Here is a 14,302-nt window from a genome sequence, read left to right on the forward strand (position 1 = left end):
GGCGGCGCCAATTGCTCGTTGCCGCATGCTCGCGGGCCACGCGAGAATTGGGGTGCTCCCGCCCGGTTCCCCGGCACCCTCCTGGGCCGTGCTGCGGCGCGCCCACACTCCAGCCGTGCCCGTCCGCGGGCGTGTACCCGAAGGGAGGACCGTGACCTTCGGATTCGCCCCGCCCTCGACCACGTCCCTGACAACGGCCACCGGCGGCGCCAGCCGGCACGGCCGGCTGCTGGAACCCGCCGAATGGACGTCGGCAGGCATTCCCCTGCTCCGCAACCCCCGCGAGGTCGTCAGCGGGCTGCACTCCCGGCACAGCCCCGTGCCGTCGACGGCGGTCATCGCCGTCCTCGGCCCGGAGGAGCAGCTCGTGGCGAGCGCTTCGTTCGTACAGCGGTCGACCTCGGCCGACGGCTGGGAGTACCGCAACGCCCTGCTGTCCCGGCTGCGCCGGGTCATCCCGCACGATCTGCGGCGCCGGACCCCGGTGCGCACGGCGGTGCTGCTCTACTGCCGCGAGGGCGACGAGCGGTGGACCGAGGAGGACGGAGCCTGGATGTGGGGGCTGCGGGACGCCTGCACCCTGCACGGGCTGCGCTGCGGCGCGTACATCACGCTGACCCGCGGGGGCTGGCAGGTTCTGGGCGAAGGCCGGGGCGGCCGGCAGCCCAGCTCGGACTCACGGCCTCAGCGGCTCGGCGACACGGTGGCCGAGTTCGCCCCGCTCGCCCTGCACACCGGTGGCGGCGCGGCCGAGGCACTGCGCCGGACCGCCGCGCGCTGACCCTCGTACGGCCGCCCGGCCGAAGGGGTGCGCACGGCGAATCGGCCCTCGGGCTTCAGCGGGGCCGGCCCACGGCCCGCCCCGCCCCTCGCCCGTGCCGGGATACGGGGCGTCAGACGCCCGCACCCAACACGGAGTTGATCTGCTGCGGGTCACCGCACACGATCAGCAGCGCACCGGCCCGCGTGAGCGCGACCGGCAGGTGGCCCGCGACCGTGTCGACCGCTCCGCCGTTGGCGGCGAAGACGACGACGGGGCGGCCGGTGGCGCGCTGGACCTGAGCGGCGTCCGCGTAGAAGACGTCGTCCCCGGCGTCGTGCAGGGCCCAGTAGGCGGCCTCGCCGAAGGACAGCTCGTGGGCGGCCCACGGGTGCGGGTCGCCGGTGGTGAGCACCAGGATGTCACCGGGCGCGCGCCCGGTGTCGAGCAGCAGGTCCACGGCTTCTTCGGCCGCGTCGAGCGCACCCTCGACGGAGGCCGGGATCAGCTGGATCTGCGGCACCGCCGCCGAGACGGACGGCGCTGCGGAGGCGGTCGGGGCGGGGGCTGCGGGAACGGGTCCGGGGGTGGCCTGCGGCGCACGCTGCGCGGGCGGAGCGGGCCTGGGGGCACCACCCGCGCGGCTTGCCGCTGCGGGGGAGGGACTGGGGCGTCCGGGCCGGGGTACTGCTGCGGGACGCGGACCAGGTACGGGGCGGGGGGTCTGCGCGGTGCGGCTCGCGGCCGGCGTGACGCGGGGACCCTGGGCACTCTCGTGAATCTGAGGCTCCTCGATGGCGTGGTGAGAGGCTTGGCGTGATGTCTATCAAACACCGGTACGAAACGTACCGGCCGGTGGCACATGGGTGCGATCAGAAATCGAAGCCGAGTTGGCCTCCGTTTTCCAGCTCCATCGACTCCTCGCTGCGGCGCACCTTCTTGAGGTGGCGCCACCGGGGAAGCGCGTCGAGGTACGACCACGAGAGCCGGTGGTAGGGGGTGGGCCCCAGCTCCTCCAGCGCCGCACGGTGCACGGGCGAGGGATATCCGGCGTTGGCGGCGAAGGCGAAGTCCTCGAAGCCACCGCCCTGACCGCCTATTTCGGCCATCATGCGGTCCCGACGGACCTTCGCGATGACCGAGGCCGCCGCGACGGCGACGCACGACTGGTCACCCTTGATCACCGTACGGACCTGCCAGGGCGAGCCGAGGTAGTCGTGCTTGCCGTCGAGGATGACCGCGTCGGGCCGCACCGGCAGGGCCTGAAGGGCCCGCTCCGCCGCGAGCCGCAGAGCGGCCGTCATCCCCAGCTCGTCAATCTCCTCCGGGGAGGCATGCCCGAGGGCATAAGACGTGACCCAGGCCTCCAGGACGTCGACGAGGGCGTCACGTCGCTTGGGGGTGAGCAATTTGGAGTCGGTGAGCCCGGCGGGCGGCCGGCGCAGACCGGTGATCGCCGCGCACACGGTGACGGGACCGGCCCAGGCCCCTCGTCCGACTTCGTCGACCCCGGCGATGACCTTGGCGCCGGTGGTTGCACGGAGGGAGCGTTCGACGGTGTGGGTGGGTGCTTCGTACGGCATGGCGCCAGCAAGGTTACGCCGCCCCGCGCCGCCTGCACACCCCGCCCCGGGTCGGGCCTTGCCCGGGCCGCCCCGCCGGTCCGGCATCCGCCCTTGAGTCCGGTCCCCCGCCGGTCCCACACAGGTCTCGCGTCGACCCCTCTTCGGTCCCTCTACGGCCCCTCGTCGCGGCTCTCCCGCCGAGCGACGGCACCACCACCCGGTCGATCACCTGCCTGATGTCCGCATCCCACCTTCGCTCCCGCACACCATCACGCGGTGCGCCTGCCTCACCGGAACGACATCCACGACGCCCCTGCGCCACCCCGATCGATCCCCCGCCGCACAAGCTCCCTGATCAGACACAAAGCCAGCGCGCACATTCCGGACCCGATGTCTCCACCAACCTGACGCCGCAGGTCTGGTCGCAGTCGTGAAGGAGAGACCGCGAGCCTGCCCGGCACGGCCGTACCCGGACTCCCCAACGCCGCGTCGAGAATCGCCCGTTCGAGTTCGGGACTCCGCCCGCGCCTACCGGGTACGCCCATTTCCACCCCGGTGAACGCTCGCGTCCGCCGCCTTCTGGCTCGTACCGTGGTCCGCAAGTGAACGATTGCGTCCACTGTTTCACTTTGGGGGATCCTCAGTGACACGCTCTCAACTCGCCACACCCCGAATACCGGGCGCGGCCCACCGGGAGGGGCGCCCCGGAATCGCGCTCACCGTCATCGCCGCCTGCCAGCTCATGGTCGTCCTCGACGCGACGATCGTGAACATCGCCCTTCCGCACATCCAGACCGCCCTCGACTTCAGCACCACCGATCTCTCCTGGGTGCTGAGCGCCTACACGCTCACCTTCGGGGGCCTGCTCCTGCTCGGCGGCCGGGCCGGCGACATCCTGGGCCGGCGCCGCGTGTTCATGGCCGGAATCCTGCTCTTCACCCTGGCCTCCCTCCTCGGCGGCTTCGCCCAGGAACCCTGGCAGCTGCTCGCCGCCCGCGCCCTCCAGGGGGTCGGTGGCGCCATCGCCTCCCCGACCTCGCTCGCCCTGATCACCACCACCTTCGCCGAAGGCCCCGAACGGAACCGGGCCTTCGGGGTGTTCGCCGCCGTCTCCGCGGGCGGCGGCGCCATCGGTCTGCTGGCCGGCGGCATGCTCACCGAGTGGCTCGACTGGCGCTGGGTCCTCTTCGTCAACGTGCCGATCGGCGTGCTGATCGCGGTCCTCGCCCCGCTCTACATCAGCGAGTCCGAGCGCCACCCCGGCCGTTTCGACATCGCCGGCGCCCTGACCTCCACCGGTGGCATGGCCTCGCTGGTCTACGGATTCATCCGCGCCTCGGAGGACGGCTGGCGCGACTCCCTCACGCTCGGCTCGTTCGCGGCGGCCGTCATCCTGCTCGCGCTGTTCGTCGCCGTCGAGTCGCGGGCCCGTGAACCGATCATCCCGCTGCGGATGTTCGCCGACCGCAACCGCGCCGGCACCTACCTGATCATGCTCAGCCTCGCCGCCGCGATGTTCGGCATGTTCTTCTTCATCGTCCAGTTCGTGCAGAACGTACTGGACTTCACCCCGATCGAATCCGGACTCGGCTTCCTGCCCGTGACCGTCGCCATCGTCACGGCCGCGGGCCTCTCGCAGCGCTTCCTGCCGCGCTTCGGCCCCAAACCGTTCATGGTGTCGGGATCCGCCCTCGTCGGCGTGGGGCTCGGCTGGCTCACCCTGATCCGCACCGACTCCTCGTACGTGGCCGGGGTGCTCGGGCCGATGCTGCTGTTCGGGTTCGGTATGGGCCTCAACTTCGTGACCCTCACCCTGACCGCCGTCTCCGGAGTGTCGTCCAAAGAAGCGGGCGCGGCCTCCGGACTGCTCAACGCCAGCCAGCAGGTGGGCGGTTCCCTGGGCCTGTCCATCCTGGTCACCGTCTTCGGCACGGCCGCCCGCACCGAGGCCGGGCAGCAGTTCCCCGCCTTCGCGGCGCAGGCGGAGCCGGGCCAGCTGGCCGCCTTCCAGGAGACCGGGCAGCTGCCCGACCCCTGGGGCGACCTCGTGCTCACCCAGGGCATCTCCACCGCGTTCGGCGCCGCCGTGGCGATGGCGGGAGTGGCCCTGGCCACCGCGCTGCTGGTGATCCGGGTGCGCAAGAGCGACCTTGATGCCCTCAACGGAACCGCCGTGAAGGGTGGACCGCCGGCCTGAGCGGGGCCGGAGGTACGAGGGCCCGGGTGCGGGGACGATCCCGCGCCCGGGCCCTCGTACGTCCGGGGCAGCCGGCCCTCGTACGCCTAGTACTCGGTGCGGCTGCCGAAGCTGCCGAGGCGCGAGCAGACCTCGTACGCGGCCGTCACCGGTCGCTCGTGCAGGATCTGCCGGGCCCGGTGCTCACCCATGCTCATGGCGTACCAGGGGACGTCCCCGGCCCTGGAGATCTCCTCGTCGATCCCGCGCAGGGCGCAGGACCGCTGGGGCTCGGGCAGCCGGTCCAGCGCCGGCACGGCGTCCGCCGACAGGCTCTGGAAGTAGGCCAGGTCGATCTTGCCGTCCGCCTCGAAACGGGCCACGTTGCGCTCTGCGACCATCCCGTCCGGGGACAGCAGGCCGAAGGCCAGAACGGCGGCCGCCGCACTCCCCGCGACCGCGCGCGGCAGCCAGCGGGCCCCGAACACCCCGGCCGCCATGATCAGTACGAGGACCAGGCCGAGCCACAGCTCCATCGCGGCCACCGACACGCGCAGGATGGTCAGCCCGTACGCGTCCACGTACAGGTCCATGCGGCGCAGCGCGGAGGCGACGACGACCAGCGTCAGCGCGCACAGCACCCCGAGGACGGTGCGCACGAAGCGGCGGTCGGCGGCGCCGGAGCGCGGGGCCCAGCGCAGGGCCAGGGCTATCACCGCGAGGGTGAACAGCGTGGCCCAGAGCAGCTGCCAGAAACCCTGCCGGGCGTACTCGGCGTAGGTGAGGCCGGTGCTCTTGAGGACCTTGTCGTAGCCGCCGAACAGGACGGCCAGCTGCACGGCGTTGAAGCCGGCGAAGAGCAGGTTGAGCACGACGAGCGGCAGGGCCCATTCGACGCGGGACCGCGGCTTGCCGGGAGCCACCTTGATCCGGTCCCAGCGCAGCGGGGCGGCGGCGGCGCGGGCAGCGGCCAGCGCGAGGAAGGCGCCGAAGAGGAAGAGAACGATCCGGATGGGTCCGTCCTCGATGGAGATGTCGGGCGTCAGCCCGCTCAGCAGGTCGGCGAAGGCCGCGTCGGCGGAGGCGAACAGCGTGCCGAAGACCAGCAGGAGGACCACGGCCACGGCAACGGCCTTGGCGACGGGCAGCCAGCGGTCCTTCCTGACGCCGCCGCGCGAGCGCAGGCCCGCCCATGCCCAGCCGAGCCCGGACACGGCCGCCTCGAAGAAGCCGATCGGACTGAGCAGGACGCCGGGCCAGGTGCGGCTGCCGTGCAGGGCCAGCGCACCGAGCAGGATGGCGGAGAGGATCGCGAGGGTGGACGGCCACGCCGAGTCGCGCAGGGCGGGTACGGCGAGGAGGGCGAGGCAGCCGATCGCCCAGACCAGGGTCCAGGGGCGGGCGGTACGACGGGCCGCGCGGGCGGCGGCGTACGCGGCGACCACGGCGGGCACGACGGCGAGCAGCAGGCCGGGCCCCATGCCGTCGCCGAGGAGCAGGGCGGCGGAGAGGCCGGCGATCAGGGTCGCGACGAGGGTCACGGCCCCGATCGGGGCGGCTTCGGCGGGCCGCAGCGACACCACCCACTCGGGGGGCCCGGAGGCCGCGGCCCGGGCCGCTGCGGCCCGTTGCCACGCCTGCTGCTGTTGCCATGCCTGCCAGGCGGCGGCGTCGGCCGGGGTTCCGGTGCCCGTCGGTGGTGCGGCTGCGGCTGGCGGTATCTGTTCCGCAGCCGGTTCGGCCGGTTTTTGTGCCGGTCTTCCGGCCGGTCCGCCCTCGGTCCGGTCCGCGGCCTCGTCCACCCCGTCGGTGTTCTCTGACATCGGGTTCCCCTCCCCTGTCGGCCGCCCCGGCTTTCAGGTGGGGCGGCGAAGCGGACAGCGTAGGCCGGTGTCAGGTGGTTTTGAACAGGCTCAAAAGAGGCCTGTGGCAGGACCGTGACAATCGGAAGGGGAGGTTTCGTCCTGCGCGGGACGCCGTGGCCGGCTTACCGCTCACGCTCCGCGGCCTCCGGCAGCCAGGCCGGCAGGGCCTCGGTGCGCGCCAGCCACGCGGCCGGCAGCACCTCGTCGCCGCGCGCGCCCAGTACCCCGCCGACGATCGCGCAGGTCGTGTCGACGTCGCCGCCGACCTGCGCGGTGGTCCAGAACGCCCGCTCGTAGTCGTCCAGCGACCGCGCGGCCGACCACAGGGCGAAGGGCACGGTGTCATGGGCGCTCGTGCGCCGTCCGCAGCCCAGTACCGCCGCGACCGTGGTCGCGTCGCCGTAGTCCAGCATGTCCCGCGCCCGCCGGATCCCGGCGCCCACCGCGCTGCGCGGCACCAGCGCGATCACTCCGTCCAGCAGGTCTGCGGCCTTCGGCGGGCCGGCCGGGTCCGCCGCGAGCGCGGCCGCCGCGGCGACGGCCATGGCCCCGCAGACGGCCTCGCGGTGCTGGTGGGTGGTGTAGGCGGAGATCTCCGCCTGGTGCGTGGCCTGCTCGGGGTCGTCGGCGTACCAGGCGCCCAGCGGCGCGATCCGCATGGCGGCGCCGTTGCCCCACGAGCCCTGGCCGTTGAACAGTTCGGCGGCCAGCGTGCGCCAGTCCTGGCCCTCCCGGACCAGGCGCAGCATCCGGTTCACGGCGGGCCCGTAGCCCCGGTCGAAGTCGTGGTGGTGGGCGAAGGAGCTCGCCAGCGCGTCCTGGTCGATGCGTCCGTGCTCGGCGAGCACGGCCACGACCGAGCAGGCCATCTCGGTGTCGTCGGTCCACTGCCACGTCTCGGTGCCGACGGGCAGTTCACGCCGCTTGAGCAGCGGGTAGTTCACGGGGACGAAGTACTGGGAGCCCAGGGCGTCCCCCAGGGCCAGCCCGCGGAGGCTGGACAGGGCGCGTGCGTAGCGCCGTTCGGGAGTGGAATGAGGGGTCATCGCGGGTCACTCTAGCCGTCCAGGTCGTAGGGCTCGGGTGTGGTCCACCGCTCAAACGGGCGGTCCATCCGATACCGGCCGTCCGGGCCCAGCACGAGCGTCCGGAATTCGCCGTTCCCCGGATTGGACAGGGCCTCGAATTCGGACACCGACCAGTGGAACCACCGCATGCAGAACAGCCGCATGGTCAGCCCGTGCGTCACGAGCAGCACGTTCTGCGGATGGTCCTCGGCCTCGAAGCTGCGGTAGAGGCTCTCCAGGAAGGACCCGACCCGGTCGTACACGTCGGCTCCCGACTCGCCCTGCGCGAAGCGGTAGAAGAAGTGCCCGTACGCGTCCCGGTACGCCTTCTGGAGCCGTACGTCGTCCCGGTCCTGCCAGTTTCCCCAGTCCTGCTCGCGCAGTCTCGGCTCCTCGCGCATCCGGACCCGGGTCGGGTCCAGCCGCAGCTCCCGGAAGGTCTGCAGGGTCCGGCGGTACGGGGAGACGTACGCGCTGATCGTCTCTTCGCCGAAGAGCTCGCGCAGCCGTACGCCGACCGCCGCGGCCTGCTCCCGCCCGCTCGAGGTCAGCCGCAGGGCGTGGTCGGGCTCCCGTTCATACACCGAGTCGTCGGCATTCCCCTCGGATTCCCCGTGCCGGACGAGGACGATGCGCCGTGGTCGAACCATTCCACGACCCTATTCGGCCATCGGCGGGCCGACCGACCGGGCACGCCGGTCGGCCCGCCGAGTCGTCGTACGGTCATACCGCCTCAGACCGTCCAGGAGGGTTCGAGGTCGACGACGTCACCGGTGAGGGCCTCGACATCGGCCTGGATCTGGGCGCGCAGGGAGAGCCGCTCGACCCGCTCCTGCCGGTACTTGCCGTGCTCGGCTGCCGCGTGCCACATCGACAGCACCAGGAACTCCCGGCCCGGGGCCTCGCCGAAGAGGCCCCGGATCATGCCGGGCGAGCCCGCCATCGCCGGATTCCACACCTTCTCCTGCATGAGGGCGAAGTGGTCGACCCGGCCCTCCCGGACCCGGGTGTGCGCGACGCGGACCACGTCGGCGTCGGTGAAGCGCGGCTCGAAGCCGGTCTTCACGTCGAAGCGGTGATCGAAGAGCGTGACCCGCGAATCGGTGTAGGTGCCGTTCTGCGCGGCGGCCAGCCGGTCGTGACTGCGGGCCATGAAGGAATCGTAGAAAGAGCGGCTCTCCCAGAACGCGAAGACATGCGCGACCCCCTGCCGGCCTCGGCTCCAACCGCCGCCCTGTCCCCGGAATCCCGGCTCGCCCGGCAGCCCCGCCCATTTGCGCTGCCCCCGCTCGAACCCGCGTCGGTCCGTCACCGTGCAGCGAATCCACTTGACCAGCACGGCGCCATCGTACGGTCCCGGCGCGGCCCGGGTCAGTCCCCGGCGCGGTGGATCCGTACCAGTTCCGCCGCATCCCGCTCGGGTAGCCGAAGGCCGAACTCCCGGTCGATTACGCCGAGCAGTGCCTCCGGCCCGACGGTTTGCCGCTCCTCCCGCCCGTCGGGGTGGAGCCGGATGAGTTCCCGCCCGACCAGCGTCCGGCGGACGTCATCGCCCGGGTGCTGGACGATGACCCGCCCGATGAAGGCGGAGCGGGGATGGGTGGAGCTGTAGTGGTTGAGCAGGACGTAGTCGACGGGGTGGTACCGCTGAGGGGAGAACGTGTACAGATCGCGCCAGGTTCCCCCGCGCTGGAAGCACAGCACGAGGACGCCGTCCGCCTCCTCCCGCACGCGGTACGTCCAGGCCCCCTGCCGCACCTCGGCTCCGGGGTTCCCCAGCGGGATGGGCTCGCGGGGGCCCTGGTAGCCGAAACCGGCGTCGCACAGCCACGGTTGTCCCTCGACGGTGACGACGAGGACGGCATGCGTCACCGGGGTCAGGGCGTCGCCGCGGGTGCGATTGCGCGCGCCTCGCCCCGAGACCTCGAAGCCGATCCGCTCCAGGGCAGCGGCCAGCAGCGAGTTCTGCTCGTAGCAGTAGCCGCCGCGGCGGTCGTGCACGAGCTTGTCCTCGAGCGCCTTGACGTCCAGCTCGACGGGGCGGCCGAGCAGAACATCCAGACTCTCGAAGGTGATGGCGCCGGTGTGGGCCCGGTGCACTGCGTACAACGTCTCGAGGTCCGGCCGGAGTTCCCCGGCCCTCTCCCTCCCGATCCCGGTCCCGGCCTCCCTGCCGATTCCTATCCGCGCCAGATACGCGTCGAGGTCCAGCTCGTCACCGCTCCACATGGTTCCCCGTCTCCCCGTGATCCGTCCTCACCCGCACAATGATCGGCATGACGGGCCCGGCACACCAACCCCTTCTTCGCCCGCCCGCCGCATCCGCCACTGACGGTGACCGGCCCGAACGGGCCGCGTTCAGCCGGCGGTCCAGCCCGGGCTCGTCGGAAGGACCTGCTCGGCGGTGCGGAACAGGGCCGTGTCATCGGGCAGTCGGCCGTCCTGGCGCCAGATCACGACCTCGAAGGAACCGCCGCCGTCCTGCGCGTCCTTCGCGACCACCAGGCTGCGGGCGATGCCGCCGGGGCCTGTGCCGGTGCTGGTCTTGCCGCCGTTGAAGTTCAAGATGATGCCGATCGTCCGGTCCGAATACAGGACGGCCGGGCGTCCCAGGACCGTTGTCTTCTGCGCGGTGAAGCCCAGCAGGTCGGCCGTCTCGGCGACCGGTAGACGGTCGTACGATGCCGATGTTCCGAAGAGCACCGGAAGATCCGGGCGGTTCAGCGCCGTACACAGCTGAACTCCCGAGACGTACCCCGCCGGCAGGTCCTGGTCCTGGCTCGAGCAAGCGGCCGGCCGGTCGGCGCGGTCGTCGTCGCGTCGGGAATTCTCCCGGACCCGTATCTCGTCGTACTCACAGGCACGACGAAGGGGACCGGCCGTGGGCCGGTCCCCTTCGTGAGCTGCTGGTCAGCTACCCGTGCGGGCTACGCCGGATGCTGCATCCAGCGCGATTGCGCCCGGTTTCAGCTGCAGCCGCTGGTGGAGCCGCAGCCCTCGCAGATGTAGCAGGAGCCGGCGCGCTGCATCTTCGTACCGCAGGAGAAGCAGAGCGGGGCGTCGGCGGAGACGCCGAGCTGCATCTCGACCAGTTCGGCGTTGCTGTGCGCCGTCTTCGGAGCCGGGACCGGCACGGCGGGCGCGAGGGGCTTCGGGGCCGACGGCACCGCGGCCAGCGGGGCCGACTGCGCCAGGGACTCGGTGTCCAGCTCGTCCTCGAGGGGCTCGTAGGAGCCGGTCTCCAGGTGGCGCTGGCGCTCCTCGGCGGTGTGGATGCCGAGGGCCGAGCGGGTCTCGAAGGGCAGGAAGTCCAGCGCCAGGCGGCGGAAGATGTAGTCGACGATCGACTGCGCCATCCGCACGTCCGGGTCGTCCGTCATGCCGGCCGGCTCGAAGCGCATGTTCGTGAACTTCGAGACGTAGGTCTCCAGCGGCACGCCGTACTGCAGACCGACCGAGACGGCGATCGAGAAGGCGTCCATCATGCCCGCGAGGGTCGAACCCTGCTTGGACATCTTCAGGAAGACCTCGCCCAGACCGTCGTCCGGGTAGGAGTTCGCGGTCATGTAGCCCTCGGCGCCACCGACCGTGAAGGAGGTGGTGATCCCCGGGCGGCCCTTGGGGAGGCGCTTGCGGACGGGGCGGTACTCGATGACCTTCTCGACGGCGGCGCGGATGGTCTCCTCCGTCTTGGCGGTGACCTCCTGCTTCTCCTCCTCCTTCTTCTTGGCGGAGAGGGGCTGGCCGACCTTGCAGTTGTCGCGGTAGATCGCGAGCGCCTTGACGCCGAGCTTCCAGGCCTCGAAGTAGATCTCCTCGATCTCCTCGACGGTCGCCGTCTCCGGCATGTTGACCGTCTTCGAGATCGCGCCGGAGATCCAGGGCTGGATCGCGGCCATCATGCGGACGTGGCCCATCGCGGAGATGGAACGCTCGCCCATGGCGCAGTCGAACACCGAGTAGTGCTCGGCCTTCAGGCCCGGCGCGTCGACGACGACGCCGTGCTCGGCGATGTGGGCGACGATCGCCTCGATCTGCTCTTCCTGGTACCCCATGCGGCGCAGGGCCTGCGGGACGGTGCCGTTGACGATCTGCATCGAGCCGCCGCCGACGAGCTTCTTGAACTTGACCAGGGCCAGGTCCGGCTCGACACCGGTGGTGTCGCAGGACATCGCGAGACCGATGGTGCCGGTCGGCGCCAGGACGGAGGCCTGGGAGTTGCGGAAGCCGTTCTTCTCGCCGAGGCGCAGAACGTCCTGCCAGGCCTCGGTGGCCGCGGCCCAGATCGTGTTGTCCAGGTCCTCGGTGCGCGGCGCGACGGCGTTGGCGTCGGAGTGCTGCTTCATGACGCGCTTGTGCGACTCGGCGTTGCGGGCGTAGCCGTCGTACGGACCGACGATGGCGGCCAGCTCGGCGGAACGCTTGTAGGCGGTACCGGTCATCAGCGAGGTGATCGACGCGGCGAGGGTGCGGCCGCCGTCCGAGTCGTACGCGTGGCCGGTGGCCATCAGCAGGGCGCCGAGATTGGCGTAGCCGATGCCCAGCTGGCGGAAGGCGCGGGTGTTCTCGCCGATCTTCTGCGTCGGGAAGTCCGCGAAGCAGATGGAGATGTCCATCGCGGTGATGACGAGCTCGACGACCTTGGCGAAGCGCTCGGCGTCGAAGGACTGGTTGCCCTTGCCGTCGTCGTTGAGGAACTTCATCAGGTTCAGCGAGGCGAGGTTGCAGGACGTGTTGTCCAGGTGCATGTACTCGCTGCAGGGGTTGGACGCGGTGATGCGGCCGGACTCGGGGCAGGTGTGCCAGTTGTTGATCACACCGTCGTACTGGATGCCCGGGTCGGCGCAGGCCCACGCGGCCTCGGCGAGCTTGCGGAAGAGCGCCTTGGCGTCGACCTTCTCGATGACCTCGCCGGTCATGCGGGCACGCAGGCCGAACTCGGTGCCGTTCTCGACGGCCGTCATGAACTCGTCGTTCACACGGACGGAGTTGTTGGCGTTCTGGTACTGGACGGACGTGATGTCGTCGCCGCCCAGGTCCATGTCGAAGCCCGCGTCGCGCAGGGCGCGGATCTTCTCCTCCTCCTTCACCTTGGTCTCGATGAAGGCCTCGACGTCCGGGTGGTCCACGTCCAGGACGACCATCTTGGCCGCGCGGCGGGTGGCGCCGCCCGACTTGATCGTTCCTGCGGACGCGTCGGCGCCGCGCATGAAGGAGACCGGGCCGGAGGCGTTGCCACCGGAGGAGAGGAGCTCCTTGGAGGAGCGGATGCGGGAGAGGTTCAGGCCGGCGCCGGAGCCGCCCTTGAAGATCATGCCCTCTTCCTTGTACCAGTCGAGGATCGACTCCATGGAGTCGTCGACGGCCAGGATGAAGCAGGCGGAGACCTGCTGCGGCTGGGGCGTGCCGACGTTGAACCACACCGGGGAGTTGAAGCTGAAGATCTGGTGCAGGAGGGCGTAGGTCAGCTCGTGCTCGAAGATCTCCGCGTCGGCGGGCGACGAGAAGTAGTCGAAGTCCTCGCCGGCCTTCGTGTACGTCTTCACGATCCGGTCGATCAGCTGCTTCAGACCGGTCTCGCGCTGCGGGGTGCCGACCGCGCCGCGGAAGTACTTGCTGGTGACGATGTTGACCGCGTTCACCGACCAGAAGTCGGGGAACTCGACGCCACGCTGCTCGAAATTGACCGAGCCGTCGCGCCAGTTGGTCATGACGACGTCACGGCGCTCCCAGCTCACCTCGTCGTACGGGTGTACGCCCGGGGTGGTGTGGATGCGCTCGATACGCAGGCCGCCCTTGGCAGCCTTGGTCCCCTTGGCGCGGGAACCACGTGCCGAGCTGCTCGCCGTCTCTGTCATGCCAGGCCTCCCATATGCGGGCAAAAACGCCCTAAAGTGCCATCGCTATTCCGCGGCACGATGCTGTGTCTTGTATCTACGTCTCTTCGCCTGGCAGACCGGCCGTGCTGGCGGTGCGTGAGCACCGGAGCACGGGCCGTCCGGTCAGTCGGCGGCGGAGGCGGGCACGGGGACCGGAGCGGTCCGACCGGGCTCGCACTCTTCAGGGTGAGGTCGCGACACGCGGAGCTCCGCGATGGCGGCCTCGAAGTCTTCGAGTGTGTCGAACGCCTTGTAAACGGACGCGAACCGGAGGTACGCGACCAGGTCGAGTTCCTGCAACGGGCCGAGTATGGCCAGACCCACGTCGTGGGTGGTCAGCTCGGCACTCCCGGTGGCGCGCACCGCCTCCTCGACCCGCTGGCCGAGCTTGGCGAGGGCGTCCTCGGTGACCGGCCGCCCCTGGCACGCCTTGCGCACGCCGGAGATGACCTTGGTACGGCTGAAGGGTTCGGTCACCCCGCTGCGCTTGATCACCATCAGCGAGGCCGTCTCCACCGTCGTGAAGCGACGGGAGCAGTCGGGGCACTGACGGCGCCGGCGGATCGACGTGCCGTCGTCCGTGGTGCGGCTGTCGACGACGCGGCTGTCGGGGTGCCTGCAGAAGGGGCAGTGCATGGTTCCCTCACCCTCCCTCTTGGCACGACTGAATCACCTCACGAGGCCCCTGAACGACAGAGACGGACTCTGTCGGGGGCTTGTGAAGCAGCCACCAGCATATGCGATGTCGGGACCCTCAGCGGACCCGGGGACCACAACTTCTGGGCGGCTGCGCTCATCCAACCACTAGATCTTGGGTTGTGGTGGATTTACCCGACTCCGCGTGTCGCGGCGTCCGATAGGCGGATACGAGGTCTTCCGGTGCCACACTGGGCCCGGACCCGGAGGGTCGCGATCCGACCGGGAAGGGTACCGTAAGCAGCGGGCGCCGAGCCGAACCCGCGTTCGGTGAACCGATCGCCCATACACCCC

The 14,302-nt window shown here is 70.8% G+C and carries 12 protein-coding genes; 2 read left to right on the plus strand and 10 right to left on the minus strand.

Annotated elements, in window-relative coordinates; all coding sequences use genetic code 11:
• Positions 1-151: 151 nt before the first annotated feature.
• Complete coding sequence (locus tag OHA89_RS10975; RefSeq protein WP_257553872.1) at positions 152-781, plus strand: hypothetical protein; 630 nt, start codon at positions 152-154, stop codon at positions 779-781.
• A 112-nt stretch (positions 782-893) separates the two neighbouring features.
• Here the strand turns inward: OHA89_RS10975 and OHA89_RS10980 are convergent, their stop codons facing one another.
• Both OHA89_RS10980 and OHA89_RS10985 read right to left on the minus strand, forming a co-directional pair.
• Positions 894-1,556, minus strand: a complete 663-nt coding sequence (locus tag OHA89_RS10980) for a hypothetical protein (RefSeq protein WP_406368464.1) — start codon at positions 1,554-1,556, stop codon at positions 894-896.
• A 76-nt stretch (positions 1,557-1,632) separates the two neighbouring features.
• Positions 1,633-2,343 (minus strand): ribonuclease HII, encoded by a 711-nt coding sequence (locus OHA89_RS10985; protein WP_257553873.1) that lies wholly within the window; start codon positions 2,341-2,343, stop codon positions 1,633-1,635.
• Between the two features lie 625 nt (positions 2,344-2,968).
• On the opposite strand from OHA89_RS10985, the gene OHA89_RS10990 reads away from it, so the two are divergent.
• On the plus strand, positions 2,969-4,522 hold the full coding sequence (locus tag OHA89_RS10990; protein ID WP_266614592.1) for an MFS transporter: 1,554 nt from the start codon (positions 2,969-2,971) through the stop codon (positions 4,520-4,522).
• 86 nt (positions 4,523-4,608) lie between these two features.
• Here OHA89_RS10990 and OHA89_RS10995 read toward each other — a convergent pair whose 3' ends face one another.
• The 8 genes from OHA89_RS10995 to nrdR all read right to left on the minus strand — a co-directional run bounded on the left by OHA89_RS10995 (position 4,609) and on the right by nrdR (position 13,948).
• Positions 4,609-6,324, minus strand: a complete 1,716-nt coding sequence (locus OHA89_RS10995) for a DUF4173 domain-containing protein (RefSeq protein WP_266614593.1) — start codon at positions 6,322-6,324, stop codon at positions 4,609-4,611.
• A gap of 164 nt (positions 6,325-6,488) precedes the next feature.
• A complete protein-coding gene (locus OHA89_RS11000; RefSeq protein WP_266614595.1) occupies positions 6,489-7,412 on the minus strand; it encodes an ADP-ribosylglycohydrolase family protein in 924 nt (307 codons plus the stop codon).
• Positions 7,413-7,423: 11 nt separating this feature from the next.
• Entirely contained in the window at positions 7,424-8,083 is a 660-nt protein-coding gene (locus OHA89_RS11005) for a histidine phosphatase family protein (protein ID WP_215144513.1), read from the minus strand.
• An 83-nt stretch (positions 8,084-8,166) separates the two neighbouring features.
• Positions 8,167-8,772, minus strand: coding sequence for a YdbC family protein (locus tag OHA89_RS11010; RefSeq protein ID WP_257553877.1), 606 nt, complete (start codon positions 8,770-8,772; stop codon positions 8,167-8,169).
• A gap of 32 nt (positions 8,773-8,804) precedes the next feature.
• On the minus strand, positions 8,805-9,662 hold the full coding sequence (locus tag OHA89_RS11015) for an arylamine N-acetyltransferase (RefSeq protein ID WP_406366031.1): 858 nt from the start codon (positions 9,660-9,662) through the stop codon (positions 8,805-8,807).
• Positions 9,663-9,791: 129 nt separating this feature from the next.
• A complete protein-coding gene (locus OHA89_RS11020) occupies positions 9,792-10,277 on the minus strand; it encodes a DUF6215 domain-containing protein (protein ID WP_406368466.1) in 486 nt (161 codons plus the stop codon).
• A gap of 122 nt (positions 10,278-10,399) precedes the next feature.
• Positions 10,400-13,291 carry a vitamin B12-dependent ribonucleotide reductase gene (locus OHA89_RS11025; protein WP_406366033.1) on the minus strand — a complete coding sequence of 964 codons (2,892 nt, stop codon included), beginning with the start codon at positions 13,289-13,291 and terminating at the stop codon, positions 10,400-10,402.
• A gap of 144 nt (positions 13,292-13,435) precedes the next feature.
• Positions 13,436-13,948: a transcriptional regulator NrdR gene (gene nrdR, locus OHA89_RS11030; protein WP_215144523.1), complete on the minus strand. Its 513-nt coding sequence runs from the start codon at positions 13,946-13,948 to the stop codon at positions 13,436-13,438.
• Positions 13,949-14,302 lie beyond the last annotated feature (354 nt).

The organism is Streptomyces sp. NBC_01546, assembly GCF_045208355.1.
Taxonomy (GTDB): Bacteria; Actinomycetota; Actinomycetes; order Streptomycetales; family Streptomycetaceae; genus Streptomyces.